This window comes from Caulobacter sp. P1_B12_2, from assembly GCF_056406675.1.
In genome coordinates this window covers 1-26,523 of the sequence record NZ_JBFTZS010000023.1, presented here as the reverse complement: position 1 = coordinate 26,523, position 26,523 = coordinate 1, and the positions used below count along the sequence as shown (strand labels likewise).

At 68.1% G+C, this 26,523-nt stretch carries 27 protein-coding genes and 1 other RNA gene; 12 read left to right on the top strand and 16 right to left on the bottom strand.

The window, feature by feature from the left end:
- From rnpB to AC1DZ6_RS02845, 4 genes are all read right to left on the bottom strand, one after another.
- An RNA gene (gene rnpB, locus AC1DZ6_RS02860) (RNase P RNA component class A) lies at positions 1-187 on the bottom strand; the annotation flags it as partial.
- Between the two features lie 34 nt (positions 188-221).
- Entirely contained in the window at positions 222-830 is a 609-nt protein-coding gene (locus tag AC1DZ6_RS02855) for an FMN-binding negative transcriptional regulator (RefSeq protein WP_477095684.1), read from the bottom strand.
- Positions 830-1,549 (bottom strand): N-acetylmuramoyl-L-alanine amidase, encoded by a 720-nt coding sequence (locus tag AC1DZ6_RS02850; RefSeq protein ID WP_477095683.1) that lies wholly within the window; start codon positions 1,547-1,549, stop codon positions 830-832. Before AC1DZ6_RS02850 ends, AC1DZ6_RS02855 begins: the two co-directional genes overlap by 1 nt.
- Complete coding sequence (locus tag AC1DZ6_RS02845; protein ID WP_477095682.1) at positions 1,546-2,439, bottom strand: DMT family transporter; 894 nt, start codon at positions 2,437-2,439, stop codon at positions 1,546-1,548. The genes AC1DZ6_RS02850 and AC1DZ6_RS02845 overlap by 4 nt, the downstream gene beginning before the upstream one ends.
- Positions 2,440-2,616: 177 nt before the next feature.
- Here AC1DZ6_RS02845 and AC1DZ6_RS02840 point away from each other — a divergent pair, with 177 nt between their 5' ends.
- Entirely contained in the window at positions 2,617-4,098 is a 1,482-nt protein-coding gene (locus tag AC1DZ6_RS02840; protein ID WP_477095681.1) for a flavin-containing monooxygenase, read from the top strand.
- A 43-nt stretch (positions 4,099-4,141) separates the two neighbouring features.
- Here the strand turns inward: AC1DZ6_RS02840 and AC1DZ6_RS02835 are convergent, their stop codons facing one another.
- The 4 genes from AC1DZ6_RS02835 to AC1DZ6_RS02820 form a co-directional block, all read right to left on the bottom strand.
- Positions 4,142-4,474, bottom strand: a complete 333-nt coding sequence (locus AC1DZ6_RS02835) for a hypothetical protein (protein WP_477095680.1) — start codon at positions 4,472-4,474, stop codon at positions 4,142-4,144.
- Positions 4,475-4,583: 109 nt separating this feature from the next.
- On the bottom strand, positions 4,584-5,381 hold the full coding sequence (locus AC1DZ6_RS02830; RefSeq protein ID WP_477095679.1) for a tetratricopeptide repeat protein: 798 nt from the start codon (positions 5,379-5,381) through the stop codon (positions 4,584-4,586).
- A 180-nt stretch (positions 5,382-5,561) separates the two neighbouring features.
- Positions 5,562-6,209, bottom strand: coding sequence for a DUF3052 domain-containing protein (locus tag AC1DZ6_RS02825; RefSeq protein ID WP_477095678.1), 648 nt, complete (start codon positions 6,207-6,209; stop codon positions 5,562-5,564).
- Between the two features lie 2 nt (positions 6,210-6,211).
- Positions 6,212-7,036, bottom strand: coding sequence for a crotonase/enoyl-CoA hydratase family protein (locus tag AC1DZ6_RS02820; RefSeq protein WP_477095677.1), 825 nt, complete (start codon positions 7,034-7,036; stop codon positions 6,212-6,214).
- 320 nt (positions 7,037-7,356) lie between these two features.
- Between AC1DZ6_RS02820 and AC1DZ6_RS02815 the strand changes: the two genes are divergently transcribed.
- Both AC1DZ6_RS02815 and AC1DZ6_RS02810 read left to right on the top strand, forming a co-directional pair.
- Entirely contained in the window at positions 7,357-7,713 is a 357-nt protein-coding gene (locus AC1DZ6_RS02815) for a response regulator (protein WP_477095676.1), read from the top strand.
- Between the two features lie 51 nt (positions 7,714-7,764).
- Entirely contained in the window at positions 7,765-8,391 is a 627-nt protein-coding gene (locus tag AC1DZ6_RS02810; RefSeq protein WP_477095675.1) for a pyridoxamine 5'-phosphate oxidase family protein, read from the top strand.
- A gap of 208 nt (positions 8,392-8,599) precedes the next feature.
- On the opposite strand, the gene dksA is transcribed toward AC1DZ6_RS02810, so the two are convergent.
- A complete protein-coding gene (gene dksA / locus AC1DZ6_RS02805) occupies positions 8,600-9,028 on the bottom strand; it encodes an RNA polymerase-binding protein DksA (RefSeq protein ID WP_477095674.1) in 429 nt (142 codons plus the stop codon).
- Between the two features lie 175 nt (positions 9,029-9,203).
- The gene (gene fliX / locus AC1DZ6_RS02800; protein ID WP_477095673.1) at positions 9,204-9,632 is read right to left on the bottom strand and encodes a flagellar assembly regulator FliX; all 429 of its coding nucleotides are present in this window, start codon (positions 9,630-9,632) and stop codon (positions 9,204-9,206) included.
- Positions 9,633-9,865: 233 nt separating this feature from the next.
- Between fliX and AC1DZ6_RS02795 the strand changes: the two genes are divergently transcribed.
- Genes AC1DZ6_RS02795 through AC1DZ6_RS02780 form a run of 4 tightly spaced genes read left to right on the top strand, consistent with a single transcriptional unit; the run spans position 9,866 to position 11,975 of the window.
- Positions 9,866-10,978: a flagellar basal body P-ring protein FlgI gene (locus tag AC1DZ6_RS02795; protein WP_477095672.1), complete on the top strand. Its 1,113-nt coding sequence runs from the start codon at positions 9,866-9,868 to the stop codon at positions 10,976-10,978.
- A complete protein-coding gene (locus tag AC1DZ6_RS02790) occupies positions 10,978-11,295 on the top strand; it encodes a rod-binding protein (RefSeq protein ID WP_477095671.1) in 318 nt (105 codons plus the stop codon). The genes AC1DZ6_RS02795 and AC1DZ6_RS02790 overlap by 1 nt, the downstream gene beginning before the upstream one ends.
- 4 nt (positions 11,296-11,299) lie before the next feature.
- Positions 11,300-11,746: a flagellar basal body protein gene (locus AC1DZ6_RS02785; protein WP_477095670.1), complete on the top strand. Its 447-nt coding sequence runs from the start codon at positions 11,300-11,302 to the stop codon at positions 11,744-11,746.
- 4 nt (positions 11,747-11,750) lie between these two features.
- Complete coding sequence (locus AC1DZ6_RS02780; RefSeq protein WP_477095669.1) at positions 11,751-11,975, top strand: hypothetical protein; 225 nt, start codon at positions 11,751-11,753, stop codon at positions 11,973-11,975.
- Positions 11,976-12,148: 173 nt separating this feature from the next.
- Here the strand turns inward: AC1DZ6_RS02780 and AC1DZ6_RS02775 are convergent, their stop codons facing one another.
- The 3 genes from AC1DZ6_RS02775 to AC1DZ6_RS02765 form a co-directional block, all read right to left on the bottom strand.
- Complete coding sequence (locus tag AC1DZ6_RS02775; RefSeq protein WP_477095668.1) at positions 12,149-13,255, bottom strand: PepSY-associated TM helix domain-containing protein; 1,107 nt, start codon at positions 13,253-13,255, stop codon at positions 12,149-12,151.
- Positions 13,255-15,423 (bottom strand): TonB-dependent receptor, encoded by a 2,169-nt coding sequence (locus AC1DZ6_RS02770; RefSeq protein WP_477095667.1) that lies wholly within the window; start codon positions 15,421-15,423, stop codon positions 13,255-13,257. The genes AC1DZ6_RS02775 and AC1DZ6_RS02770 overlap by 1 nt, the downstream gene beginning before the upstream one ends.
- 86 nt (positions 15,424-15,509) lie before the next feature.
- On the bottom strand, positions 15,510-17,096 hold the full coding sequence (locus tag AC1DZ6_RS02765; protein WP_477095666.1) for an ABC-F family ATP-binding cassette domain-containing protein: 1,587 nt from the start codon (positions 17,094-17,096) through the stop codon (positions 15,510-15,512).
- A gap of 206 nt (positions 17,097-17,302) precedes the next feature.
- Here AC1DZ6_RS02765 and AC1DZ6_RS02760 point away from each other — a divergent pair, with 206 nt between their 5' ends.
- Together AC1DZ6_RS02760 and AC1DZ6_RS02755 are read left to right on the top strand one after the other, a co-directional pair.
- Positions 17,303-17,773, top strand: coding sequence for a DUF1203 domain-containing protein (locus tag AC1DZ6_RS02760; RefSeq protein ID WP_477095665.1), 471 nt, complete (start codon positions 17,303-17,305; stop codon positions 17,771-17,773).
- A gap of 107 nt (positions 17,774-17,880) precedes the next feature.
- A complete protein-coding gene (locus AC1DZ6_RS02755) occupies positions 17,881-19,680 on the top strand; it encodes an ATP-binding protein (protein WP_477095664.1) in 1,800 nt (599 codons plus the stop codon).
- A 187-nt stretch (positions 19,681-19,867) separates the two neighbouring features.
- On the opposite strand, the gene AC1DZ6_RS02750 is transcribed toward AC1DZ6_RS02755, so the two are convergent.
- Positions 19,868-20,056 carry a hypothetical protein gene (locus AC1DZ6_RS02750; protein WP_477095663.1) on the bottom strand — a complete coding sequence of 63 codons (189 nt, stop codon included), beginning with the start codon at positions 20,054-20,056 and terminating at the stop codon, positions 19,868-19,870.
- A gap of 167 nt (positions 20,057-20,223) precedes the next feature.
- On the opposite strand from AC1DZ6_RS02750, the gene AC1DZ6_RS02745 reads away from it, so the two are divergent.
- Both AC1DZ6_RS02745 and uvrA read left to right on the top strand, forming a co-directional pair.
- Positions 20,224-20,949: a DUF1223 domain-containing protein gene (locus AC1DZ6_RS02745; RefSeq protein ID WP_477095662.1), complete on the top strand. Its 726-nt coding sequence runs from the start codon at positions 20,224-20,226 to the stop codon at positions 20,947-20,949.
- Positions 20,950-21,222: 273 nt separating this feature from the next.
- Positions 21,223-24,132, top strand: a complete 2,910-nt coding sequence (gene uvrA, locus AC1DZ6_RS02740; protein ID WP_477095661.1) for an excinuclease ABC subunit UvrA — start codon at positions 21,223-21,225, stop codon at positions 24,130-24,132.
- A gap of 2 nt (positions 24,133-24,134) precedes the next feature.
- Here uvrA and AC1DZ6_RS02735 read toward each other — a convergent pair whose 3' ends face one another.
- Positions 24,135-24,875: a hypothetical protein gene (locus tag AC1DZ6_RS02735; protein ID WP_477095660.1), complete on the bottom strand. Its 741-nt coding sequence runs from the start codon at positions 24,873-24,875 to the stop codon at positions 24,135-24,137.
- A 130-nt stretch (positions 24,876-25,005) separates the two neighbouring features.
- On the bottom strand, positions 25,006-25,917 hold the full coding sequence (locus AC1DZ6_RS02730) for a hypothetical protein (protein WP_477095659.1): 912 nt from the start codon (positions 25,915-25,917) through the stop codon (positions 25,006-25,008).
- 170 nt (positions 25,918-26,087) lie between these two features.
- On the opposite strand from AC1DZ6_RS02730, the gene AC1DZ6_RS02725 reads away from it, so the two are divergent.
- Positions 26,088-26,523, top strand: a 436-nt coding sequence (locus AC1DZ6_RS02725) for a glutathione S-transferase (RefSeq protein ID WP_477095658.1), incomplete at its 3' end; no start/stop codon positions are given.

Genomic DNA, 26,523 nt, shown 5'->3' with positions numbered 1-26,523 from the left:
CCTGTTGCCAGGTCCGCGGTGGGCTCTTACCCCACCCTTTCACCCTTCCCGCCCCGAAGGGAGGAGGTTTGCTTTCTGTGGCGCTATCCCTGGGATCGCTCCCGGCGGGCGTTACCCGCCGCCTTGTCACCGTGGAGCCCGGACTTTCCTCGACATCCGAAGATGCCGCGGCCGCCCGACCATCTGGTCCGGGGCCTAAGTGACGCTCCGCGCCCTCGGGGTCAAGCGTTGTGCGCCTTCATGAGGTCCGCGATCGGATGATCGCCCAGCGCCTTGACCACGCCGGCCCGGTCGGCGGCGCTCTTGTTCTGCGACAGCTTCCAGGTGCCTTCCAGCCGCTCGACGCTGAGACGGCAGCCGATGATGCCGCGCATCATGGTCTCGAAGCGGCCGGGGCTCATCTTGTCGCGAGTCCAGGGTGTCTTGGGCGAAAGGCGCGCCTCCTCCTGGGCCGAGAGATCGTCGAGCAGGGCCACGAACTCTTCGTCGCTGAGCGGCGCGACCAGGCCCTCGGCCTCGGCGGAGAGGTAGTTCCAGGTCGGGACCTGGTCCTCGCCGCCATACCAGTCGGGGCTGACATAGGCGTCCGGGCCGGTCGCCAGGGCCACGGCACGGAAGCCCTGGACCACGTACGGCGCCAGGGCGTTGCCGCGCGACAGGTGGAAGTCCAGCGCCACCTCACCGAAGTCGAGCTCGCGGATCACCACCGGCGCCTGAGCCGTGAAGGGCCGGCCGCCCACCGCCGCCGCGATCGTCACGAACGGATGCTGGCGGATGAAGGCCAGCAGCGTCTCGCGGTCATCGACGTGGAACGGCTTGGCCGGATGCATCAGGCGGCGGCCCGCAGCAGGGCCACCAGCCGCGCCCGGGTCTCGCCGTCCGCGACGCCGTCGAAGCGGCTCTGCAGCCAGTGCCGCTGGAACGCGGCGACCACGGTCGTGGTCCACTCGTCGTACTTGCCGGACGGCGCACAGTTGTAACCCAGGCGGGTCAGGCCGGCCTGCAGGGCGAAGACTCCCGTGCCTTCCTCCCCTTGCCCCAGCGGCGCGCCGGGCGACGGCGGCGGCTCGACCCACAGGCCGTGGCCGGCCTCGGCCAGCCGCTTCCAGGGGAACAGCTCGCCCGGGTCGATCTTGCGGCCGGGGGCGATGTCGGAATGGCCGATGATCATGTCGTCGTCGATCGTCCAGCGCGAGCGGATGTCGGCCAGCAGGTTGATCACCGCGGCGATCTGGGCGTCGGGGAACGGGCGATAGCCGAACTCGTGGCCGGGATTGACGATCTCGATGCCGATCGAGGCCGAGTTGATGTCCTTGACGCCCTTCCAGAAGGCGGCCCCGGCATGCCAGGCGCGGCGCTCCTCGGGCACCAGGCGAAAGACCCGACCGTCCTCCTCGACCAGATAGTGGGCGGAGACCTTGGCTTCCGGGTCGCACAGCCGCGCCAAGGCGGCCTCGCCGGTCTCCATGCCGGTGTAGTGCAGGACGACGCAGTCGGGGACGCTCTTGCGGGCGTCGAAGTTCGGCGACGGGGCGTCGATTGGCGTCATTGAGAACGGTTCCTCGTCAGCATCAGCAGCGGCATCACCTGGTTCTTGCGCAGGGCGATGATCAGCACACCCACTAGCGCGAGCAGCGTGCCGATTCCCATCCGCGCGTCGAAATGATCGTGCGTGATCAGAACGCCCAKGCCAATGGTCATCAGCGGGGTCATCAGGGTCAGCGGCGCCACCAGATTGGCGTCGTGGCGCTGGATCAGGCCGTAATAGGCGGTGTGGGCCAGGACCGAGACGATCAGGGCCGAGAACAGCAGCGCCGCCAGGAAGGGCCAGCCGGCCGCCAGGGCCAGGCCCGGGCCGCCCGGCTCGATCGCCAGGCTCAGCAGGGCCAGGGGCGCGACCGAGGTGGCGCCGACCCAGGCCTGGAACTGCAGCGGCTTGACCCCTTCGATCTGCTTCATCATCACCGCCCCCAACGAGCCGGTGAAGGCCGAGGCGACGATGAACCACAGGCCCGGCGACAGCTGCAGGCCGTGCGGGTTCCACATCACCACCACCGCGCCCGACAGGGTCAGGGCGATGCCCAGGCCGCGCTTCCAGCGCACCTTCTCGCCCAGCATCAGCATCGACAGGAGGGTCGTGAACGGCACGCCCAGCTGGATCACCACCGCCGAGGCCGAGGGCGAGGCGGTCTTGAAGCCCATGAACAGCAGGGCGAAGTTGCCCGCCCCCATCAGCAGGCCGACCACCAGGATCCGCCAGGTCGGGCGCGGCGCGGGCAGCAGCCACGGCAGGGTCACCGCCGCGACGATGGCGAAGCGCACCGCCGCGTAGAACAGCGGCGGCACGCCCCAGTGGGCGACCACGATCTTGGAGATGATGTTGTTGCAGGCCCAGACCAGGCAGACCAGGACCAGCACGCCGAAATCGCGCAGGGACATGGGAAGACCGCATACGCGTCGCCGATGAAGGTTTGCAATCAAAACCGATCATCGCCGCCGCAGGCGCTCGCGACGCCGCGGTTGACGGATGGCCGAAACGGTCGTTTGCTAGTGAACAATGTTCACATACGCGAGCGTCCGGACCACCGGACCGGGTGAACGCAGGGCGGAGGCACGATGGCCATCGAGCATTTCGACGTACTGATCGTGGGCGCCGGCCTGTCGGGCATCGGCGCGGCCTACCACCTGCAGCGCGACTGTCCGAAGAAGAGCTACGCCATCCTCGAGGCGCGAACGGCGATTGGCGGCACGTGGGACCTGTTCCGCTATCCGGGCATCCGGTCCGACAGCGACATGTACACCCTAGGCTACGCCTTCAAGCCGTGGCGTGAGGCCAAGGCCATCGCCGACGGCCCCTCGATCCTGCGCTATGTCCGCGAGACCGCCGCCGAGAACGGCATCGACCCTCACATCCGCTACGGCCACAAGGTCAAGCGGGCCAGCTGGTCGTCGGAGACCGCCACCTGGACCGTCGAGGCCGAACGCGACGGCGCGATCGTGCGGCTGACCTGCGGCTTCCTGTCGATGTGCAGCGGCTATTATAATTACGAGGCCGGCTACACGCCCGACTTCCCGGGGACCGAGCGGTTCCAGGGCCGGATCGTCCACCCGCAGCTCTGGCCCGAGGACCTCGACTACGCCGGCAAGCAGGTCGTGGTGATCGGCAGCGGCGCGACGGCCGTGACCCTGGCCCCCGAAATGGCCAAGACCGCCGGCCACGTGACCATGCTGCAGCGCTCGCCGACCTATGTGGTCTCGCGCCCGGCCGAGGACGGCGTCGCCAACTGGCTGCGCGCCAAGCTGCCGGCCATGACCGCCTACGGCATCACGCGCTGGAAGAACGTGCTGATGCAGATGCTGTTCTTCAACATCGCCCGCAAGAAGCCGGAAAAGACCAAGGCGCAGCTGCTGGAGCTGGTGCGCGGCCATCTGGGGCCCGACTACGACATCGAGACCCACTTCACGCCGCGCTACAATCCGTGGGACCAGCGGCTGTGTCTGRTGCCGGACGCCGACCTGTTCGACTCGATCAAGGCCGGAACCTCRTCGGTGGTCACCGACCAGATCGAGACCTTCACGGAAACCGGCCTGCTGCTGAAGTCGGGCAAGACCCTGGACGCCGACATCATCGTTACCGCCACGGGTCTGCGCATGCAGTTGCTGGGCGACATGGAGGTGATCGTCGACGGCCGTCGCGTCGCGCCGCACGAGACCACCAGCTACAAGGGCATGATGTTCAGCGACGTGCCGAACCTGGCCTCGACCTTCGGCTACACCAACGCCAGCTGGACCCTGAAGGCCGACCTGACCGCCGAATATGTCTGCCGACTGCTCAACCGCATGGACCGCACGGGCGCCCAGATCTGCACGCCGCGCCTTCCCGAAGGCGAGATGGAGATCGAGCCTTGGCTGGACTTCTCGTCGGGGTACGTCCAGCGCGCCCTTAAGATCCTGCCCAAGCAGGGCGCCAAGACGCCGTGGAAGGTGCACCAGAACTACGCCCTGGATCTGGTGGCCCTGCGCTACGGCAAGGTCGATGACGGGACCATGGAGTTCTCCAAGGCCAAGGCGCCGGCGAAGGCCAAGGTCGCGGCCTGACCTGAAAAAAGGACGCGCGCACCGCGCGCGCCCCGATCGGCGCTCAGTCGAAGCTGGCGATGATCACGCTCTGCATGCTGGTCGAATGGGTGGTGTTGAGCGTCCCCGTGAAGGTGATCACCACGTTCTTGTCGCTGGCGCTGTCGAACAGCAGGCTCAGCGTGCCGGTCGCCTTGACCCGCGCGCCCCCGTTGCTGGGCAAGGTGGCGTTGGGCGTGCCGGTGCTCAGCGTGGCGCCGTAGGGCCCGATGCCGTCATTGGTGACGAGCACCGAATACTTGTCGCCCTGCTGAGTGGTGTTGAACGCGAAACTGCGCGTGTCCGCGCCGCCGTCCTGGTCGTTCACCGTGAAGGTGCAGCTGGTCATGTCGGGCATTGTCGCCCCCCTTTTGACTTGGCGAAATCGCCGCTTCGCTTGTAAGTCAATTTTGAGTTGCGAGTCTAATTGAAGACGTCCCTAGATATAGCGACACGTGACAGCGCGGCTATTTTGGCTTCTTCGTCGACACGTTGGCGGTCTTGAAACTCTGGAGAAGCTTGAGGGCGTAGTCGGCGCGGGTCTTGACCTCGGGCCGGGGATCGCGATCGAGCGCGGCCTGGTACCACAGCTCGACCACCTCGATGTCCTTGACGGGCACGCCGCCCTTGAACGCATAGGTCCCCGGGCCGGGCTTGCGGCCGCCCGTCATCTCCGAGAACAGCTGGTCGGCCATCAGGATGCAAGCCAGCGGATCGCCCGCTTTCTCGGCGGCGGTCCAGAGTTCGAGCGCCTTCTTGGTGTCGCGCTTGCCGCCCTCGCCGCTGGCGTACAATTCGCCCAGCTTGCGGGCCGCCATCAGGGGATTCTGCTTGGCCGCCAGCTCGTACCACTGGCGCGCTTCGGCCGGGTCGCGGGCCACGGGTTTGCCGCTCAGGTAGGCCGAGCCCAGCACCAGTTGCGCCTCGCTATCGCCGGCGCGAGCCGCCTCCTTGCACAGCGTCACGCCGCGAGCGATCGAGGCCGGCTCGGCCATCAGCATCTGGCCCAGGGCGCACTTGGCGTTCAGATAACCCATCTGCATGGCGCGCGTGTAGGCCGCCTTGGCGCCCTCCAGGTCAGGCGCGCCGCCCGCCAGGCCGTACTGCAGGCAACGCCCACGCAGGTGCATGGCGTCGGGGCGCTCACCGGCCGCCTTGGCGGCGTAGGCGCAGCCGCGCGGCGGATCCGGCGCGATCTTGCYCCGACCGAACACGAACAGCAGCCCGGCATAGGCCTGGGCGTCGGCGCGGCCCTTGTCGGCCATGGCCGCGAGGGCCTCGGGCGAACCCGTCGCCGCCTTGTCCAGCGCGGCCTTGAGGCTGGACCTTGGGGTTTGACCCTGGACAGATCGCGCCAGCCTAGCCGCCCGCGCCGGCGGGCCCCATCAGGTGGATCACGCGCACGCGGCGCGCCGGGACCCGATGGGAGGTCGCCGCGTCAGGCCTCAATCGTCGTCGAAGCCCGCCTCGTCGTCATCCACCGGCGCGGCCTTGACCGCCTCGCCCTTGCGCTTCACGAAGCGCAGCGCGGTGTGGGTCTTGGAGAAGGCGCAGACCTTGGTGTCGACCAGGCCCTGTTCGCGCGCGGCGGCCAGGATCTCGGTGTCCTTCAGCGGCGCGCCCTTGCCCTTCTCGGCGACGATCCAGATCGCGCCCTTGGCCGCGAGCCCGCCGATCAAGTCTTCCAGCTGATCGAAATCGGCCAGGTCCTCGACACCCAGGAACAGCAGGTCGATGTTCTCCTCGGCCTCGACCGGTTCAACGCGCCCCGACAGCTCCTTGAGGAACTGCGGATCGTCCAAACCCTGGATCACCACCGTCTGGCCCGCCTTGACGCCCAGCTTGTCCAACCGGCCGGGCGGGTTCTGGATGGCGTGCAGCCACTTGGCCGCCTCGCCCGGTTCGAGGGTGAAGCGGGTGCCGTCGGTCAGCACCAAGTCCTCGCCCTCGACCTTCAGGTCGCGCAGGGCGTGACCCTGGTAGATGCCGCGCACCGCGCCGCGGAAGATCAGCTTGGGCGGCTCCCACACCAGCTTGCCGTCGCTCTCGCCGTCGGAGAGCTGGCCCCAGACGCCTTTGGCTTCCTTGCCCATGGTCAGCGCCCCTTGAACGTCGGCTGACGCTTCTCGAGGATGGCGTCGACGCCCTCCATGTGATCCTCGGTGTGGTGGGCGATGGCCTGGGCGGCGGCGCTCATCTCCATCAAGGTGTCGTAGCTGGCGGTCTGGCCGTGCTTGAGCAGGCTCTTGGCCATGCGCAGGGCATGGGGCGGCTGGACGGCGATCCGCTCGGCCAGGGCCAGGGCTTCGTCCATCAGCGTCTCGGCCGGCACGGCCTTGCTGATCAGGCCCCAGGCCTCGGCTTTCGCGGCGTCGATGACGTCGCCGGTGAACAGCAGCTCGGCGGCGCGGCTCATGCCGATGGTGCGCGGCATCAGCCAGGCCCCGCCGTCGCCGGGGATCAGGCCCAGCTTCAGGAAGGTCACCCCGAACTTGGCGGTGTCTGCGGCGATGCGGATGTCGGTCATGCAGGCCACGTCGCAGCCCAGGCCGATGGCCGCGCCGTTGACCGCCGCGATCGACGGAACCTCCAGGCCGTAGATGGCCCGCACGATGCGGTGGATGTTCTTGCGGTAGCCGTCGCGCACCATGACGCCGTTGCCGCCGAACGCCCCTTCCCGCGCCTTCATCGCCTTGACGTCGCCGCCGGCCGAGAAGGCCCGCCCTGCGCYGGTCAGGATCACGCAGCGGATCTCCTGGTCGTCGTTGATCGTCTCGCAGGCGGCCGCCACCTGATCGCCGTCGCCGGGCGCGCCCAAGGCGTTCATCGCGTCGGGGCGGTTGAGGGTGAGGATCGCGATATGGCCGCGCTTCTCGGTGAGGATCAGTGGTGAAAGGGTCGAGGGGGTGTCTTGCGACATGGCGGGCGCGCTCCGGAGCGTTTTGTTTTTTGCCTGCATAGCGCAAATCGGCGAGGGAGAGGCAAGAGACCGGCGGTCGGCGGACTTTGTTTTATAAACTAAGGTAAATCCCTGACTTCGCCCCAAACCAACAAGAACCTGCGTCTTTATTTGTGATCACACACAACACCTGGAAGATCTTGCGCTCTGCGAACAAGACGCAACAGCAGCCCTGCGACGTTTTAGACAAGCTGAACCGTAAAAACCGTTAGCGCAGAACAGAATCATAGGCTTCTACTAAGCCCAGGGACGAATTTGAAAATCGGTGGCGTGCAGTGCTCATGTCCCACAGACATGCTTTGATCATCGAGGATGAGATCCTCATCGCAATGGAGGTCGAGGCTCTGCTCGGAGAGCAAGGTTTCGACAGCTTCGACATAGCGGAAAGCCCGCAGGAAGCGCTGGACTGCGCCTTGAGGCATCCGCCAGACCTGATCACCGCCGACTATCGCATCGTCGGCGGCACGGGTGTGGAGGCGGTGGCCGCGATCCTCGCCCGGCTGGGACCGATCCCCGTGGTCTATGTCACCGGCAACGCCGACCAGCTGGGCGCTCGCACCCGCGCCGTGGTCGACAAACCGATCTCACCCCATCGCCTGGCGGAGGCCTGCGCCATGGTCCAGGCCGCCGGCGTCTAGGCGTCCGGCCCAGACACCCGCTATGCTGGCGGCCCTGAAGGGGAGCCGTCCATGCCCGCCATCGATCACGTCATCGACAGCCTCGAGGCGCTCGAAGCCCTCTACACGCCGGCCCCGGTTTCGGCCTCGACCGTCAAGGTCGCCGATCGCATCACGCCGCACTACCGCGCCCTGATCGAGGCCTCGCCGTTCCTCGCCTTGGCCACGGTCGGCCCCGAGGGCCTGGACTGCAGTCCGCGCGGCGACCAGCCCGGCTTCGTCCGCATCCACGACGAGCGGACGCTGATCCTGCCCGACCGGCGCGGCAACAACCGCATCGACAGCCTGCGCAACGTGGTCCGCGATCCGCGCGTGGCGCTGATGTTCCTGATCCCCGGCTCGGGCACGACCTTCCGGGTCAACGGCCGGGCGGTGGTCAGCGCCGACCCCGACCTGCTGGTCAGCTTCGCGGTCGACGGCAAGGCGCCGCGCACCTGCCTGGTGGTCACGGTGGTCGAGGCCTACTTCCAATGCGCCCGCGCGATCGTTCGATCTGGCCTGTGGAAGGCCGAGGCTCAGGTGGATCCCCGATCCCTGCCCACGCCGGGGGCGATGCTGGCGGCGATGAGCGAGGATACGGTCGGCGGGGCGGAGTACGACAAGGCCTGGCCCGAACGGGCGGCGGCGAGCCTGTGGTGAGCCGCCCCTCCCCCTGGGGAAGGCGATCGCGCAGCGATCGGTGGGGGAGCTTTAGGACGCCGATCGCAAATCCGGCTAGCGGCCGATCACTCCCCCTCCGTCGGCTTCGCCGACACCTCCCCACAGGGGGAAGGCCGAACGAAAACGGCCCCGCCGGGGTGAGGGCGAGGCCGCTTGAAACACATTCAGTCGAAAGTCGGTGAAACCCTCAGTCGTCGCGGTGAACCCGCTCCCGACGTTCGTGACGTTCCTGGGCTTCCAGGCTGAGCGTCGCGGTGGGCCGCGCGTCCAGTCTCGCCAAACCGATCGGCTCGCCGGTTTCTTCGCAATAGCCGTAGGAACCGTCCTCGACCCGACGCAACGCCTGGTCGATCTTGGAGATGAGTTTTCTCTGACGATCCCGGGTGCGAAGTTCCAGCGCCCGGTCAGTTTCCGACGACGCGCGATCGGCGAGGTCGGCATGGTTTTCAGTTTCTTTCTGGAGATGGGCGACCGTCTCGCGAGATTCGCGGAGGATCTCCTCTTTCCAGGCGTTCAGCTTTTGCTTGAAATACTCAAGCTGACGCTCGTTCATGAAAGGCTCGTCATCCGAAGGACGATACGAGTCTGGTACCTTAAGAACAGTGGCCGTTTGCATTAACGCCTCACGCCCCGATGAACTCCGCCCTGGTCAGGCTGGGTGCTTATACCAAAACGATAGCCGGGTTCAATGAACCTCGCATGAGCGGCGTGTTCAGCGCCGTGCATGACCGACCAGATCCTGGGGATACTCAGTGAACCGTGTTCTTTAAGATACGGTTTCATCTGCGATTTCAGCCCAGTCGGGCCTGTTCGAGCTTGGCGGCCTCGACGGCGGCGCGGGTCTCGATTTCGTTGAGAATCGACTCGAGCTTGGGATCGTCGGTCGACTCGCGGTGCTGGCGCACGGCGTTCTTGAGCTGGGAGAGCGTGCCGGTCGAAACCTCGCCGTCCAGGGTGGCCAGCTTCAGGGCGTCCAGCAGGTCCAGCAGGCCGCCGGCTCGCTTGACCGCCCGGCGCTTGCGCTCGGTCGGGTCCAAGTCCGCTTGCAGGGCGAGAAGGGCGTCGAGCGATCCGACCCCAGCCACGCCGCCCGTCTGGGCGACCCCGGACGCGGCGCTGGCGCCGCCAACCGAAGGCAGGGAAAACCCCGATCCGCCGCCCGTCGGTTTGGCCCGCGATGCGCCAACCGCGCCCGCGCCCCCCGTGCTGGAAACCTTCATGACGAAACGCTGCTCCGACTAACGATCAAGGGAGTCACCCCCTCCCCGTTAACCACATCTTGCTGGGCGGCGCTTGCGGTATGGTTAATGCCGGGCAGAATCTGCCGAACCAGAATGTCGCAGGCGGAAAATGCACGCCTTCCGACTGATTTCATTGAGCTTTTTATAACACAAAGACTGGCCCGGTTCTGGCATGGGACGGCGCGGGGATGCCACCCCGCCGTAGGATCGCCATGTCTCGTTCATTCTTTGCTTCCGCTCTGGGCCTCGCCCTCGCCGCCGTCGCGATGATCTCCTCTCCCGCCGACGCCAAGTCGCGGATCAAGGACAWCGTCGCCTTCGAAGGCGTGCGCGACAACCAACTGGTCGGCTACGGCATCGTCGTGGGCCTGAATGGTTCGGGAGACAGCCTGCGCAACGCGCCGATGACCAAGCAGAGCCTGGAAGCCATGCTCGAGCGCCAGGGCGTCAACGTCCGCGACGGCAACCTCAACACCAAGAACACCGCCGCCGTCATGGTCACGGCCAACCTGCCGCCGTTCTCGGCGTCCGGCGCGCGCATGGATGTCACGGTCTCGACCCTGGGCGACGCCAAGAGCCTGCTGGGCGGCACCCTGCTGGTCACCTCGCTGCAAGGCGCCGACGGCCAGACCTACGCGGTGGCCCAGGGCTCGGTGCAGACCGGTTCGGTTTCGGCCGGCGGCGCCTCGGGCAGCTCGGTCACCAAGGGCGTCCCGACCGCGGGCCGGATCGCCGCCGGCGGCATCATCGAAAAGGAGACCGGCTTCCAGATGGTGAACATGGACGTGCTGCGCATGACCCTGCGCAATCCGGACTTCACCACCTCGCGCCGCATCGCCGACGCCATCAACCAGCGCTTCCCCAATTGCGCCCAGGCCCAGAACCCGACCATCGTCGCGATCCGCCCGCCGGCCGGCACCGACATGATCAGTTTCATCACCAACATCGAGAACTTGGAGGTCGAGCCCGACGCTCCCGCCAAGGTGATCATCGACGAGGTGGCCGGCGTGATCGTCATRGGCGACGACGTCCGCATCAGCCAGGTGGCGATCGCCCAGGGCAACCTGACCATCTCGGTCCAGGAGAACCCGGCCGTCAGCCAGCCGGCCCCGTTCAGCCAGGGCCAGACCAAGGTCGTTCCGCAGTCGACCGTCAGCGTCAACGAGGAGACCGGCCGCAAACTGCTGACCCTCGGCGGCGGCGCCTCGCTCAAGAGCCTGGTCGGCGGCCTCAACGCCCTGGGCGTCACCCCGCGCGACATGATCTCGATCCTGCAGGCCATCAAGGCCTCGGGCGCCCTGCAAGCCGACATCGAGGTGATGTGATGAGCGCTCTTTCCTCAGCCGCCGTTGGGCCCATCGACACCGTCGGCCAGACCGCCGCCTCGACCGCCGAACTGCTGAAGCGCGGCAAGATTCGCGAGACGGCCCAGAAGTTCGAGGCCTCGTTCCTGTCGGTGATGATGCAGTCGATGACCGCCGGCATGAAGACCCCCGAGGTCGGCGGCGGCGGGGCCGGCGAGGACATGTTCAAGTCCCTTCTGGCCGAAGAGATGGCCAAGCAGGTCTCCAAGTCCGGCGGCATCGGCGTGGCCGCCGCGATCCAGAAGGAAATGCTGAAGATGCAAGGTCTGAAGGAGTAACCCCATGGCCCTGAACGCCACCGATTGTGACGACCGCGTCGAACAGCTGATCATCCTGACCGAACGCCTGACCGACCTGATCGCCCGGCAGTCCAGCGCCTTCGAGGCCCGCCGCCCGCACGAGGCGGCGCAGTACGTCGACGAGGTGGCCAAGCTGGCCAATCTCTACCGCCACGAGTCGACCCGGGTGCGGGGCAATGTCGCTCTGGTGTCGGGCGCCAGCCCGCAGCGCCGCCAGCGCCTGGTGCGCGCCACCGAGGCCTTCGACGCCGTCCTGGCTCGCCAGGGCCGCGCCGTCACCGCCGCCAAGACCGTGACTGAAGGCCTGGTCCGCGCCATCGCCCAGGAAGTCGCCGAACAACGCCCCACCGCCTCCGGCTACGGCCCCGGCGCCCAGGGCGCGGCCTATCGTCAGAACGGCACCGCGATCACGCTGAACCAGCGGGCGTAGGGACATGGCTGTGAAGGCAGCGGGGTTCTTCAGTGGCAAGGATGTGGCCGACGCCCTGATCGCCAAAGGCCTCGCCGCCGAGTTCGTCAGCGCCGTCGAAGCCCGCGATCGCCGCAAGGTCATCGTGTTGTTGACAAAGGTCACGCAGGACAAAAGCGGCCAAACCGCCGATGCTCTCGCCGATCTTTATCTCACCGGCCAGGCCTCACTCGCGCCACTGAAAGCCTGACCCCTCACTATTCGTCATTCCCGCCCTTGTGGCGGGAACCCCTGGGTCAGCTGACGGTGAGATGCCTTGGCGCGCTGGCGCGCCACCCTCCCGCACCTGCGACGGATAAAGGGGTTCCCGCCACAAGGGCGGGAATGACGGGTTCAAGCTTCAGCTAGTTGAGCGGCTACCGCTTAGGCGACCACGTTGACCGACACAACCTTCACCGCCCTCTTCCGCCGCCTCGGGTTGCCCACCGGGTTGCCCCAGAAGGTCACCACCGCCAGCGTGCCCAGCAGGGTCAGGGTCACGCCCGACACCGTCATCACCAGCCGGTACGGCAGGCCGCCGACCTTGGCCGCGTGCAGCGGGTAGTCGAGATTGGCGATCCGCGAGCCCAGCGGCAAGCCCTGGGCGTCGCGGTCGGCGACCATCCTGCCGGTCGCCGGGTCGAACCAGGCCATGGTGCGGCCGTTGGGCAGCCACTCGGCCTGCTGGCGTAGCCGCACCGAGACCAGCCCGCCCGGCTTGGCCGGCAGGCCGATCGTGCGGATCTCGGCGCCCGGATAGCGGGCCTGGGCCTGGGCGATCACCGCCGTCCAGTCCAGGTCCTTGGCCAGCTTGCCGCCCTTGATCTTCGGCAAGGCCGAGGCGGCCTTCATCGTGGCGGCCGACGAGAACGGCGCCCGGATCGCGTCGGAGAACCATTTCAGGTTCATCGCCGCCCCGGTGGTCAGCGACAGGATCAGCAGCGGCGCCACCAGCACGCCGATGTCGCGGTGGTGGTGGACGATGGCCGCCCGCTTCATCATCCTCGGCCACGCCCGGACATGGAACATCCGCCGGGTCGGCCACCACAGCCACAGGCCCGTGCCCACGAAGCCCAGCCCCGCCAGACCGGCGATCCCGCCGAAGATCTCGCCGGTGTCGCCGTTGAACAGGTGATGGTGGAAGTCGAACAGCCAGACCTCGGGCCGGGCCCAGTTCGACGTCCAGCTCTGGACGATCGCCCCGTTCTGGTCGGCATAGGCCGCGTGCTCGTCCTTGTAGCTCAGCTTGTGCAGGCCAAGACGCTGCGTCGCCAGCACGATCGAGCGCGGGCGATCCTCGGCGGCGAAGATCCGCGTCGCGGCCGCGCCCAGCGTGGCGGCGTCCTGGCGCTGGGCGTCGGCGGCGTGCGGCACGGTGGCGCGCAGGAAGGCGTCCTCGTGCAGCAGCAACGCGCCCGACAGGCCCAGCAAGGCCAGCAGCAGGCCGATCAGCCCGCCCGTCCAGCGATGGATAAGCCTGACGATCTTCATCAGAAGCGCGCTTCCCAGCCCAGGGTCGCGGCCCGTCCGCGCCCGGCGAAGAAGCGGTCGTTGGCCGGCGCCGTCGTGTCGGAATTGTACGAGATGTACTGCTCGTCGAACAGGTTCTGGACCCCCAGCGACACCGCCCCGACTGGCAGCTCGTAGYGCACGAAGGCGTCGGCCAGGGTGTAGCCGGAGAAGTCGTCCTTCACGAGGGCGTTCTGCATGTCGCGCTTGATGTAGTTCTGGATCTGGAAGCGCAGGCCCCACTTGTCGCCCTGATAGTCGGCGGCCAGGTTCAGGCGGTCCGGCGAGATGTTGGCGCCGTCCAGGTTCTTGTCGACCTTGCCGTCGGCGTTGGTGTCGGTGCGGCCCTTCAGGTGGGCGTAGCCGGCCGAGACGACCAGGCCCTGGATCGGCGTGCGGGCCTTGAGGTTGGCTTCAAGCCCCTCGATCTCGACGCGCTGGCGCTGGACGTCGAAGATGCCGCCGCTGTTCTTGATCAKCAGTTGGCCCAGCTTCGAGCCCGACCAGAAATAGCTGAGGCTGGCGTCGAAAGGCCCGCGCTTCAGCTCGGCGCCGATCTCGCGGTTGTTGGACACGATCGGTTCGATGTTCAGATAGGTGTCGACGTCGACACCGTCGATGTTGATGCCGCGCAGGATCCGGCCGACGTCGGGCACGGTGTAGCCCTCGGCGTAGCTGGCGTAGAGCCGCAGGCCGTGGACCGGCTCGACCACGACGCCGCCGTTGGCCAGGGTCGCCTTGAAGTCGGGATTGCCGCCGCCGACCTTGCGCGCGCCGTAGAAGGCCAGGGTGGTGAAGTCGTCGACCTTCAGCTCGACATTCTCGAACCGCACGCCGCCGGCGAAGTGCACCTTGTCGTCGAACAGCGAGAGGTTGCCCTGCACGAACGGCGCGAGGCTCTGGAACTTGGTCGGCGGCACCCAGGCGCGGCCGGTTTCGATCAGCACCTGCTCGGTGCGGTCGTTGATGGTGTCCAGGCCCACGGTGCCGGTCAGGCCCTTGATCCCCGGAACGGCGCGCTCGTAGCTGACCCGCGCGCCCAGCTTGCGCGAACGGTTCGAGGACTGGTCGAACAGTGTGCCGGCCGGCGCGATGCTGACGTCCTGGAACGTGGCGTTGACGTCGCCGCCGAACGTGTCGCGCGAGCGGTTGAAGAACAGCTGGGCGATCAGGTTGCCGCCCACCAGGTCGCTGTTGACCAGCGAGGCCGACACGGTCTCGACCCGGTTGGCCGCCGGCTCGCCGGGCACGACGCCGCGGAAGCTGGTGGTCGGCACGTGGAAGGTGCGGTCGCCGTTGGTGAGGGGCTTGGGATTGGTGGCCGAAATGGTGGTGGTGACGTAGTCGCCGTCGCCCTTCAGCTCGAAGCGGTTGGCCACCACGTCCAGCCGGGTGTTGTCGCCCAGTTGCCAGCCCAGGCGGGCGAAGAACGACAGGGCCTTGGAATCCTGGACGTCGCCCTGGGTGTTGTCCATGCCGAGGCGCTGGCCGTCACCGTCGTAGAACGCGCCGCGCGCGTCGTAGGCGACGCCGGCGGTGGCGTCGAACTGGCCGCCGCGCCAGGCGACCAGGCCGGCCAGCTTGCCGCCGACGCTATCGCCCAGATCCTTGCCGGTCGTGACCTGGGTCAGGACCTTGCCGCTGACGCCGTCCGCCTTGGGCGGACCGACCGTCACCTGGTTGACCACGCCGCCGGTGGCGCCGATGCCCTGCAGGGCGTTGGACCCGTAGATCACCTCGACCCGGTCGATGAAGAACGGATCGATCGTGTAGCCGTCGCGCGAGCCGTCGCGGATCGGGGTCGACTGCGGGATGCCGTTGATCGCGTACAGCGGCGAGCGGCCGCGCAGGGTCTCGCCGGCGCCGGACAGCTTCTGGCGGGTGGGCGAGAACGACGGCGACAGGGTCGAGACGGCGTCGACGATCGAGCCGCTGACGCTGACCTGTTGCGACAGCGCCTCGGAGTCGATCACGTCGACGGTCAGCGGCAGGGCGCTGGCTGGCAGGATCGTGCGGGTGGCCGTGACCACCAGTTGATCGACGTCGGTGGCGTCCTGGGCATGAGCCGCGGTCGCGACGCTCAGGGCCAGCAGGCTGAGGCCGGCCAGGGCCGAGGCGCGACGGCCGATGCTCGTGGAGATGGTCCGCATGTTGATCGACGCCCCGACAGTTCAGAAGATGGCGCCGTATAACTGCTGTTGAGAGTGATTAGCAACAAACCGTAACGTGTACCTGATCACATCTGGAGCAAGACCCGCCGCTCCACGCCCACCGCTTCGAGGAAATCCTCATCGTGGCTGGCGATCAGCAGGGCGCCGTCATAGCCGGCCAGAGCGCTTTCCACCGCCTCGACGGAGTCGAGATCCAGGTGGTTGGTCGGCTCGTCCAGGATCAGCAGTTGCGGCGGGTCGACCGCCATCAGCACACAGGCCAGGGCCGCGCGCAGGCGCTCGCCGCCGCTGAGCGTGGCCACCGTCTGGTGGGCGGCGACGTTGCGGAACAGGAACCGCGCCAGGGCGGCGTGGGCGTCATTGGCGCCGGCGGCCGGGTTCAGGCGGCGGAAGTTCTCCAGGATGGTCTGGGTCTCGTCCAGCACAGCCGCGCGCTGATCCAGCAAGGCCGCCCGCACGCCGCGCGTCACCGCTCCCGACACGGGTTCGAGCCCGCCCGTCGCCAGCCGGATCAGCGTCGATTTTCCCGCGCCGTTGCCGCCGATCAGGGCCACGCGCTCGGGACCCGCCAGGCGGAAGCTCAGGCTCGACAGCACCGGCGGTCCGCCTGGATAGGCGAAGCTCACCTCGTCGAACTCCAGCACCGTCCGCCCGGCGGGCAGACCGCAGGACGGCAGGTCGAAGGCCAGGCGGCGCAGGCGCTCGACCCGGGCGTCGGCGGCCTCGCGGGCCTGGGCGGCGTCCTGCGCGGCGCGATCGGCCAGCCGCCCCTCGCGCGCGCCGGTGTTCTCGGCCCGCTCGGCCTGGGCGCCCAGCAGGATCTTGGGCTCGCTGCCCTTGGCGGCGAACCTGCGGCCGGCGGCGTCGCGGCGCGCCTTGCGCTCGCGGGCGGCCTGACCTGCGCGGGCCGCCTGACGCACCTGGCGCTCGGCCGCCTCCAGGTCGTGCTCGGCGGCGGCCACGGCCTGGGCCTTGCGCTCGGCGTAGAGGTCGTAGCCGCCGCCGTAGCTGGTCGCGCCCAGGCTGGTCAGCTCGACGATGCGGTCCATGCCGCGCAGCAAGGCGCGGTCGTGGCTGACCACCACCGCCCCGCCCTTCCAGCGCCGCAGCACGTCGGCCAGCAGGCCGCGGGCGCCGGCGTCCAGATTGTTGGTCGGCTCGTCCAGCAACATGACATCGGGCGCGGCGATCAGCAGGCCGGCCAGGGCCGCGCGGGTCATCTGGCCGCCGCTGAGCTGGGCCGCCGGCCGCGAGGCGTCCCAGCGCGACAGCCCGACCTCGGCCAGGGCGGCGGCGGCCCGGCCCGGCAGGGTCCAGTCGGYCTCGACGAGATCTTCTTCGGTCCCCTCCTCCGCCTCGATGCGGCAGAGCCTGTCCCAGGCGGGACCGACACCCAGCAGGTCGGCCAGGCGCGCGCCCGGCGGCGGAGCGTGAAGTTGCGGCAGCACCCCGACCACGCCGGCGCGGCTGACCGTTCCCGAGACGGGCGCGCGGGTCCCAGCGATCAGCGACAGCAGCGTGGACTTGCCCACGCCGTTGCGACCCGCCAGGCCGATGCGTTCGGCCCCGATCGTCAGGTTCAGGTTGTCGAAGAGAACGTGGCCGTCAGGCGTGTCGGCGCGAACGGAATCCAGGGTGATGAAGGCGGGCATGCGAAACCACGGTCAGGTCAGTGGGAAGGGCGAAACGGTCGTCCATCGCAATGTCCATGGTGGCCTCCATCGGTGAGCCCGGGGTTTCGGGCACGGACTAACTAGGCGATCGACCGGCGTTCGGCAAGTTTCCAACCACCGCAAGGATCGGGTGTCTGACTGCTCCGAGCGGCGCCAGAACGGGCTCACCGTCAGAGGAGCCCGCCATGTCGTTCACCGTTTCCAGCCTGCCGATCGAACCGTTCACGCCGCTGTTCGCCCTGGACGACGCGGCCCTGGCCGAGCGCGGCATGCTGCGCGTCGTCGCCGACGCGCCGTTCGCCTTTCCCTGCCGCGTCACCCTGGAGGACGCGGCGCCCGGCGAGACCCTGATCCTGCTGAACCACGAGCATCAGGCCGCCGACACCCCGTTCCGCTCGCGCCACGCCATCTATGTCCGCGAAGCCGCCCAGGCTCCGGCGACGACCACCGACGCCTTGCCTCCGGCCCTGCGCCGCCGTTTGCTGTCGCTGCGCGGATTCGACGCAGCCGGCATGCTGCGCGACGCCGACGTGGTGGAGGGCTCGGTCGCCGCGCCAGTGATCGAGCGAATGCTGGAAAACCCCGGCGTGGCCTATCTGCACGCCCACTACGCCAGGCCAGGCTGCTACGCCGCGCGGATCGACCGCGCCGCCTAAGTATCGGCCCAAGTATCGGCAGAGAGCGGTAGCGGTCTCAATCGCAACTTAACCTTGATCTCCTACGATATGCTCTAGCCAGGGGGGCTAACAGCGCGCGGGGGCTCATGAAGCGGACGACCGGCAGGCCTGAACCGATACCCTCGCGCGAGATCGTCGGATCGTACGTGCCGATCATGCGCGGCTATCTGGTGGCCGCCGCGGCCTATTACTGCGTGATCAGCCTGTCGCATCCCTTCTACGAAAAGGGCATGGCCCTGGTCGTTCTGGAGGGGCTGGCGGTCGTCGCCGCCGGGGCCGGGTTCTGGCTCTGGCGCCGGTTGAAGACCAACCCGCCCGAAATGCCCGCGCTGGAAGCCGCCGCCCTGGCGATGAACGCCCTCTTCATGGCCAATGTCGCGGCCTACCAGACCGTCCACTTCGAACCCGCCAAGCTGGTCTATTTCGTGCTGATGGCCCTGGTGTTCGCCACCTCGGCCCCGACCCGGCGCGTGGCCTATGTCAGCGTCGGCGCGGCGATCGTCGGCTTGGTGGTGATGGCCCGCAACGCGCCCGGCGACCTGGTCGGCCAGTACGGCTTCATCGGCGTGGCCGGCGCCTTCGCCGCCCTGGGCATGTCGACCCTGATGCGCGGCGCGGTGATGCGCGAGCTGCGGGCCCGCCTGGCCTCCGACGCCCTCAATCGCAAGCTCGAGGCCGAGCTCGAGGAAAACCGCCGCCTGCGCACCGAGGCCCAGGAGCTGATGGTGGTCGCCCAGACCGCCAGCCGCGTGAAGACCGAGTTCCTCGAGACCATGAGCCACGAGATCCGCACGCCCCTGAACGGCGTACTGGGCATGGCCCAGGCCATGGAGCGCGACGTGCTGTCGACCAATCAGCGCGCTCGCCTGGCGATGATCCACGACTCCGGGGCCACACTGCTGGACGTGATCAACGCGGTGCTCGACATCTCGCGGATCGAGGCCGGCAAGATGGAGATCGTCCGCGCCCCGTTCGACCTGGACGCCCTGGCGGACACCCTGCGCCAGCTTTATGGCGGCCTGGCGCACGACAAGGGCCTGGAGTTCACCCTGGAGATCGACGCCGGCGCCGGCGGTTGGCGCGACGGCGACGGCGCGCGGCTGCGTCAGGTGCTCAGCAACCTGATCTCCAACGCCATCAAGTTCACCGACGCGGGCCTGGTGACCGTGCGCATCGGCGGCGACGCCGCGCGCTTGGTTTGCACGGTCAGCGACACGGGCATGGGCGTGCCCGAGGCTCGCCGCGCCCAGATCTTCGAGAAGTTCGTCCAGATCGACGGCTCCAGCACGCGCCGCACCGGCGGCAGCGGCCTGGGCCTGGCCATCTGCCGTGAGCTGGTCACGCTGATGGGCGGCGAGATCGGCTTCGAGAGCCCGGCGCGCGGCGGCGCCAGCTTCACCTTTGAGGCGCCCTGCCCGGTCCTGACGCCGCTGGTCCAACCGGCGCCCGCCGTGACGGACGACGCGCCGGAGGCCGAAGGCGAGCTGAGAATGCTGGTCGTCGACGACAACGCCACCAACCGCACCGTCCTCCAGGCCATGCTGGGCCACATGGGCGTCGCCTGCGGCGTGGCGCGCGACGGCCACGAAGCGGTGGCGATGTGGGAGGCCGGCCCTTGGGACGCCATCCTGATGGACATCCACATGCCCGGCATGGACGGGCTGGAGGCCGGCCGGGTGATCCGCACCCGCGAGGCGGCAGAGGGCCGGATCCGCACGCCGATCCTGGCGGTGACCGCCAGCGTTCTGACCCACGAGACCGACCGCTATCTGGCCGCCGGCATGGACGGCTTCGTGGCCAAGCCCATCGCGGCCCAACGCCTGGTCGCCGCCCTGGACGCGGCCCTTAGCGGCCAGCCCGAAGGCGCGGCGGCGACGCTGGCATAGAGGCGAAAAACCTCTTCCTCGTCGTCATTCCCGCCCTTGTGGCCGGAACCCTGGTTCATCTGACCGTGAGAAGCCTTGGCGCGATGGCGCGCAACGCCCCTGCCCTTGCGGCGGATAGAGGGGTTGCCGCCATAAGGGCGGAAATGACGACTGATCTAGGGAGACGCCCGGCCCTCTAGGGCGCCGGCTAGAAGCTCAGCGCGCCCAGGCTGACGATCATCTTGAAGGCCCAGATCGTGCAGGCGATGCAGACGACCAGGGTGATGATGTCGTCGATCTCGGAGCGCTGGCGAGCAACCTTGGCGACCTTGCCGGCCTTGCCCTTGACGGGCGCCGGGGTCGTCTTTGCTGGCTCTTTCGCCGCCGCCTTGGCCACGCTGGATCATCCTCGTGCGGCGCGCCCGATGCGCGGCCTGCTCCCCGTTAGACAACGACGGTGCTGAAGGTCGCGCTTCCAAAGGCGGTTTATTGTTCGTGAACGCTGTAACCTTGGGCCGTCCCGCCGCGAACTGATCCTCGACGATCAACAAGGACGCGATCCCAATGACACGGACGACGATGCGGAAGATGGCCTGGGGCGGCCTGGCGGCGGGCGCGGCCCTGGCCGTCGCGGTCGGCGCCTCGGCGCTGCCCGGAACGGGCGGCTCCGCCCAGCGCCCCGTGGTGCTGGAACTGTTCCAGAGCCAGGGCTGCTCGTCCTGCCCGCCGGCCAACGCCAATCTTAACGCCATCGCCGACCGGCCCGACGTCCTGGCCCTGAGCTTCGGCGTCACCTACTGGGACCAGCTCGGTTGGAAAGACACCTTCGCCAAGACGGCCTACACCGACCGACAGAAGGCCTATGCTCGCGGCCTGGGCGCCCAGCTGGGCACGCCGCAGATGGTGGTCGAAGGCCGCGAGGACCTGATCGGCACGAACGTCCGCGAGGTGGAGCTGGCCCTGCGCCGGGCCCGTCCGGCCATGGACGCCACGGTGGCCCTGTCGCGGGGCCGGGTCGAGATCGGGGCGGGCCAGGCGCCCAAGGCCGGCGCCGATGTCTGGCTGGTGCGCTACGATCCGCGTGTCCAGCAGGTGGCCATCCAGCGCGGCGAGAACAACGGCAAGACCCTGCCGCACCGCGACGTGGTGCGCGAGCTGACCCGGCTGGGCGGCTGGAACGGCGCTCCCGTGGTCTTCGCCGCCATGCCGCCGGCCGATCAGGCCCTGCGCACCGCGGTGCTCGTGCAGGCCAGAAACGGCGGTCCGATCCTGGCGGCGGCGCGGCTCTAGCCGCCGTAGCGCTTCTTCACGTCGTCGGTCAGGACGTTGCACAGCTTCATCTGGTCGCGCAGGAACGCGGGCAGCCGTGAAGCTTGACCGCTCCCGGGTCGATGCGAACCGCGCCCTCCGGGCCCTGCTGACACCTGATGTCAGCAGTCTGCGGCCACCTGCCGCCACAGCGACATTTGTTCGCACCTTGTTCTTGTGTTAATCGCCGCTCTGCGCCCTACATATAGCCGTCTCGCCGTGGCTCCCATCACGGCCTCACGCGTTCCGGAAAACATGGCTGAACAACTGAACTTCATCCGCGTGCGCGGCGCGCGGGAGCATAATCTCAAGAACGTCAGCGTCGACATTCCGCGCGGCGAGCTCGTCGTGCTGACCGGCCTGTCGGGCTCGGGCAAGAGCTCCCTGGCGTTCGACACCATCTACGCCGAGGGCCAGCGCCGCTACGTCGAGAGCCTGTCGGCCTATGCTCGCCAGTTCCTGGAACTGATGAGCAAGCCGGACGTGGACCTGATCGAGGGCCTGTCGCCGGCCATCTCGATCGAGCAGAAGACCACCTCGCGCAACCCGCGCTCGACGGTGGGCACCGTCACCGAGATCCACGACTACATGCGCCTGCTGTGGGCGCGGGTGGGCATTCCCTATTCGCCGGCCACCGGCCTGCCGATCGAGAGCCAGACCATCAGCCAGATGGTCGACAAGATCACCGTCCTGCCGGAAGGCACGCGCCTCTACCTACTCGCGCCCGTCGTGCGCGACCGCAAGGGCGAGTACCGCAAGGAGATCGCCGAGTGGCAGAAGGCCGGCTTCCAGCGGCTGAAGATCGACGGCGAATTCTATCCGATCGAGGACGCCCCGGTCCTCGACAAGAAGTTCAAGCACGACATCGACGTGGTCGTGGACCGCATCGTCACCAAGCCGGGCATGGAGCAGCGCCTGGCCGACTCGATGGAGCAGGCCCTGCGCCTGGCCGACGGCCTGGCCGTGGCCGAGTGGGCCAATGTCGAAGAAGGCGAGAAGGAGCCGCGCCGGCTGCTGTTCTCCGAACGCTTCGCCTGTCCGGTCAGCGGCTTCACGATCGCCGAGATCGAGCCGCGGCTGTTCTCGTTCAACAACCCGGCGGGGGCCTGCCCGGCCTGCGACGGCCTCGGCGCCAAGCTGGCCTTCGACGCCGACCTGATCATCCCGGACAAGGACAAGACGCTGCACAAGGGCGCCGTCGCGCCGTGGGCCAAGGGGCCGTCGCCGCTCTACACCCAGACCTTGCAGGCCCTGGCGCGCCACTACGGCTTCTCGATGGACGAGCCCTGGCACAAGCTGCCGGACAGCGCGCGCCAGATCGTGCTGCAGGGCTCCAAGGGCGAGAAGATCAAGTTCGTCTACGACGACAACGCCCGCAAATACGAGGTGGCCAAGCCCTTCGAGGGCGTGCTGCCGAACCTGGAGCGCCGCTGGCGCGAGACCGACTCGTCGTGGGTCCGTGAAGAGCTGGGCCGCTACCAGTCCGACACCCCCTGCGAGGCCTGCCACGGCAAGCGCCTGAAGCCCGAAGCCCTGGCCGTGAAGATCCACGGCCTGGACATCGCCGCCGTCTCGAACCTAGCCATCCGTCCGGCCCGCGACTGGTTCACGGCGCTGGAAGGCCACCTCTCCGACAAGCAGATGGAGATCGCCCGGCGGATCCTGAAGGAGATCAACGACCGCCTGCGGTTCCTGGTCGACGTGGGCCTGGACTACCTGAACCTGTCGCGTGGCTCGGGCACCCTGTCGGGCGGCGAGAGCCAGCGCATTCGCCTGGCCAGCCAGATCGGCAGCGGCCTGACCGGCGTGCTCTATGTGCTGGACGAGCCGTCGATCGGCCTGCACCAGCGCGACAACACGCGCCTGTTGCAGTCGCTGCAGGGCCTGCGCGACCTGGGCAATTCGGTGCTGGTCGTCGAGCACGACGAGGAAGCCATCCTCACCGCCGACTACGTGATCGACATGGGCCCGGCGGCGGGCGTGCACGGCGGCGAGATCGTCGCCGAGGGCAAGCCGGCCGACATCATGGCCAATCCCAACAGCATCACCGGACAGTACCTGACCGGCGTCCGCGAGATCGAGGTGCCTGAACAGCGCCGGCCGATCAACAAGAAGAAGATGCTGACAGTCGTCGGCGCCACCGGCAACAACCTGAAGGGTGTCACCGGCTCGATCCCGGTCGGCACCTTTACCTGCATCACCGGCGTGTCGGGCGGCGGCAAGTCGACCTTCACGATCGAGACCCTGTACAAGGCCGCCGCGCGCCGCCTGAACAACGCCAGCGACGCCCCGGCTTCGCACGAGCGGATCGAGGGGCTGGAGAACTTCGACAAGGTCATCGACATCGATCAGAGCCCGATCGGCCGCACCCCGCGCTCGAACCCGGCCACCTATACCGGCGCCTTCGGGCCGATCCGCGACTGGTTCGCCCAACTGCCGGAGAGCAAGGCGCGCGGCTACGGCCCGGGCCGCTTCAGCTTCAACGTCAAGGGCGGCCGCTGCGAGGCCTGCCAGGGCGACGGCCTGATCAAGATCGAGATGCACTTCCTGCCCGACGTCTACGTCACCTGCGACGTCTGCAAGGGCAAGCGCTACAACCGCGAGACCCTCGACATCCTGTTCAAGGGCAAGACGGTCGCCGAGGTGCTCGACATGACCGTCGAGGAGGCCGCCGAGTTCTTCAAGGCGGTGCCGCCGATCCGCGACAAGATGGAAACGCTCAAGCGCGTGGGCCTGGGCTACGTCAAGGTCGGCCAGCCGGCCACCACCTTGTCGGGCGGCGAAGCGCAGCGGGTGAAGCTGTCGAAGGAGCTCAGCAAGCGCGCCACAGGCCGCACGCTGTACATCCTCGACGAGCCGACCACCGGCCTGCACTTCGAGGACACCAAGAAGCTGCTTGAGGTGCTCCACGAGCTGGTCGACCAGGGCAACACCGTGATCGTCATCGAGCACAATCTCGACGTCGTGAAGACCGCCGACTGGCTGCTGGACTTCGGTCCGGAAGGCGGCGACGGCGGCGGCGAGATCGTCGCCGTGGGCTCGCCCCAGGACGTGGCCAAGGTCGAGGCCAGCTGGACCGGTCGTTATCTGAAGGACGTGCTGGCCCGCCACGAAGAGCGGCGGCTGGAACGCGTGGCGGCGCTGAAGGCGGCCAAGCGGGCGTAAGTTCAGTCGAAGACGGCGGCCTGGTCGGACGCGCGGTCTTCGGCCAACGCCCCGACGATCACCGTCGCCGGCGCGGCTTGCAGGACGACCCCAAGGCCGAAAATCAGACCCTGCAGAAGCAGGTGCCCCAGCTGGAAAGGGTGAAAGCCGGACTTCAGCGCGGCGACCATGGGCAGGTAGGCGGTCCATCGCATGGCCGGAAGCTTCCCCATGGCGTCGTTCAGGGCGATGTTGCCGCCGAGGCCGATCAGCAGGGCCATCGACGTCGCCAGGGTGAAGGCAGCGAAGGTCTTCCAGGGCCGCTTGCGCGTCATCCGCCACGCGGCGCGCAGCCGCATCTCCCCGGCCTGCACGGTCATGGCGCCGGCCGGCCACACCCGGCTGGCGAGGCCGAACAACCCGATCGCGCCGACCGTAATCGCCGTCCACATCAGCGCGTCCTGGCCCGGACCGGCGACGAGGCCCGTCGCCACGCCGATCGCCGATGCGATCGCCACGGCCAGCAGCACGATCAGCAGGCCCGGAAACGCCAGCAGGGTCAGCAGGAAAAGACGCGCTTCGTCGCCGCTCAATCGAAGCCCGACACCCCGGAGATCCGATCTAGCGCCGAGACGGGCGACGGCCGCCCCGATGATCGCGATCGTCGCGATGATCGCGATGAACATGAAGACGGTCGCCAGCACCGTGTTGGTGAGCGCCGCGGTCTCCTTGAAGACTTGGAGGTGGACGTAGCCGATCGACATGATCCGACCGCCAAAGCTGATCAGCACGCCGATCAGGGCCAGGCCCAGCGTCGCCGCCGGGCGGCGGCGCAGCAGGTCGAAGCCCGCGAACGCGGCGCGCGCGAAGCCGAAGTCTCCCAAGGAACGCCCCCTAGCCGAAGGTCTCGGTGACGTCTCGCCCCTTCAGCTGGGCGTAGATGGTCGGAGCCGGGGCGAAGACGATCAGCAGCACCAGGATCGACAGCACGCCCGAGAACAGCGTCCGCACGATGCCGGCCGGGGTGAAGAACGACGCCAGCGAACTCATGTCGGGRTTGAAGGCGTCGGCCATGGCCGCGAGGCCGCCGCCGAGGCTGGCGCCGATCACCGCGATGATCACCAGCAACAGGGCGTAGACCACGAACGCTAGGACCAGCGCGACGAAGTACGAGCCGAACAGCGGCCAGAACCGGCCCTTCGTCAGGGTCCAGGAGTCCCGGATGCTGACCTTGCGCGTGTCGAACGTCAGGACGCCCGCGAACGACAGCCGCACGGCCAGGAAGATCATCGCCGCCAGCACGGCCGCGAACGCCATGACGCCCAGGATCACGCCCACTGGAGCTCCGCCGACGGCGATGCCGATGCCGATGACAATGCCCGCCACGATCACCAAGCCGAAATAGGCGGCGAGCAGGATCAGGTTGACCAGAACCAGCACCGCGGCCTGCCGCAGTTCGTCGGCGCCGATGCGCAGATGGGCGCTCGCCCCATCCTGAGGCCGCAACACCAGGCGATTAACGCCGGCCAAAAGGATCGAATAGATCACCAGGCTGTAGACGGCGGAGAACAGGAACATCGGCCCCATGCCCTCCATGGCCTTGAGGGTGGCCTGGGGATCGCCGTTCGGCTCGGCGCTGAGCTCCAGCATCGCCGCCATCTGAGGGCCGGCGAACTTGATGGTGGCGATGCTGACTATCACGGAGGCGATCGTCATCAGCACCGCCCATATGCCCACCGTCTTCAGGTGCTCGCGCACCAGACGAAAGCCAGACAGCGCCGCGTCCGTGGCCGAAAACTGATCCATCGCCATGCCCCATTTAATCCCGACCACGCCTAACAAGGTTCGTGGCCGCGCGACAGCCCCGTGCGGGCGTGCGCTCGCCGTATGTTTGCCCTGTGCAAACGCGTCGGCCAATTCTAACGTTCGTTTGAAGTGGTCGAGACAGGCCGCGCAAACGCCCTGGGAGACGCCCCATGAAGCTCTACGGCGAAGCCAGTCCCGCGCCCAATCCTCGCCGCGTGCGGATTTTCGCGGCGGAGAAGGGGCTGGACCTGCCCGAGATCCGGGTCGGCATGCGCGAAGGCGGCCACAAGTCGCCCGAGCACAAGGCGCGCAACAGCCTGGGCCAGGTGCCGGTGCTGGAGCTCGACGGCGGCGAGACGATCAGCGAGAGCGTCGCCATCTGCCGCTACCTCGAGGCCCTGCACCCGACGCCGCCGCTGTTCGGAAGCTGCGCCCTGAGCCAGGCGCGCACCGACATGTGGGTCCGGCGCATCGAGTTCCAGCTCATGATTCCGGTGGCCATGTACTGGCGCCACGCCCATCCGCTGACCGCGTCGCTGCTGGTCCAGAACCGCGAGTTCGGCGAGTCCAACAAGCCGATCGCCGCCAAGGCCATGACCTGGCTCG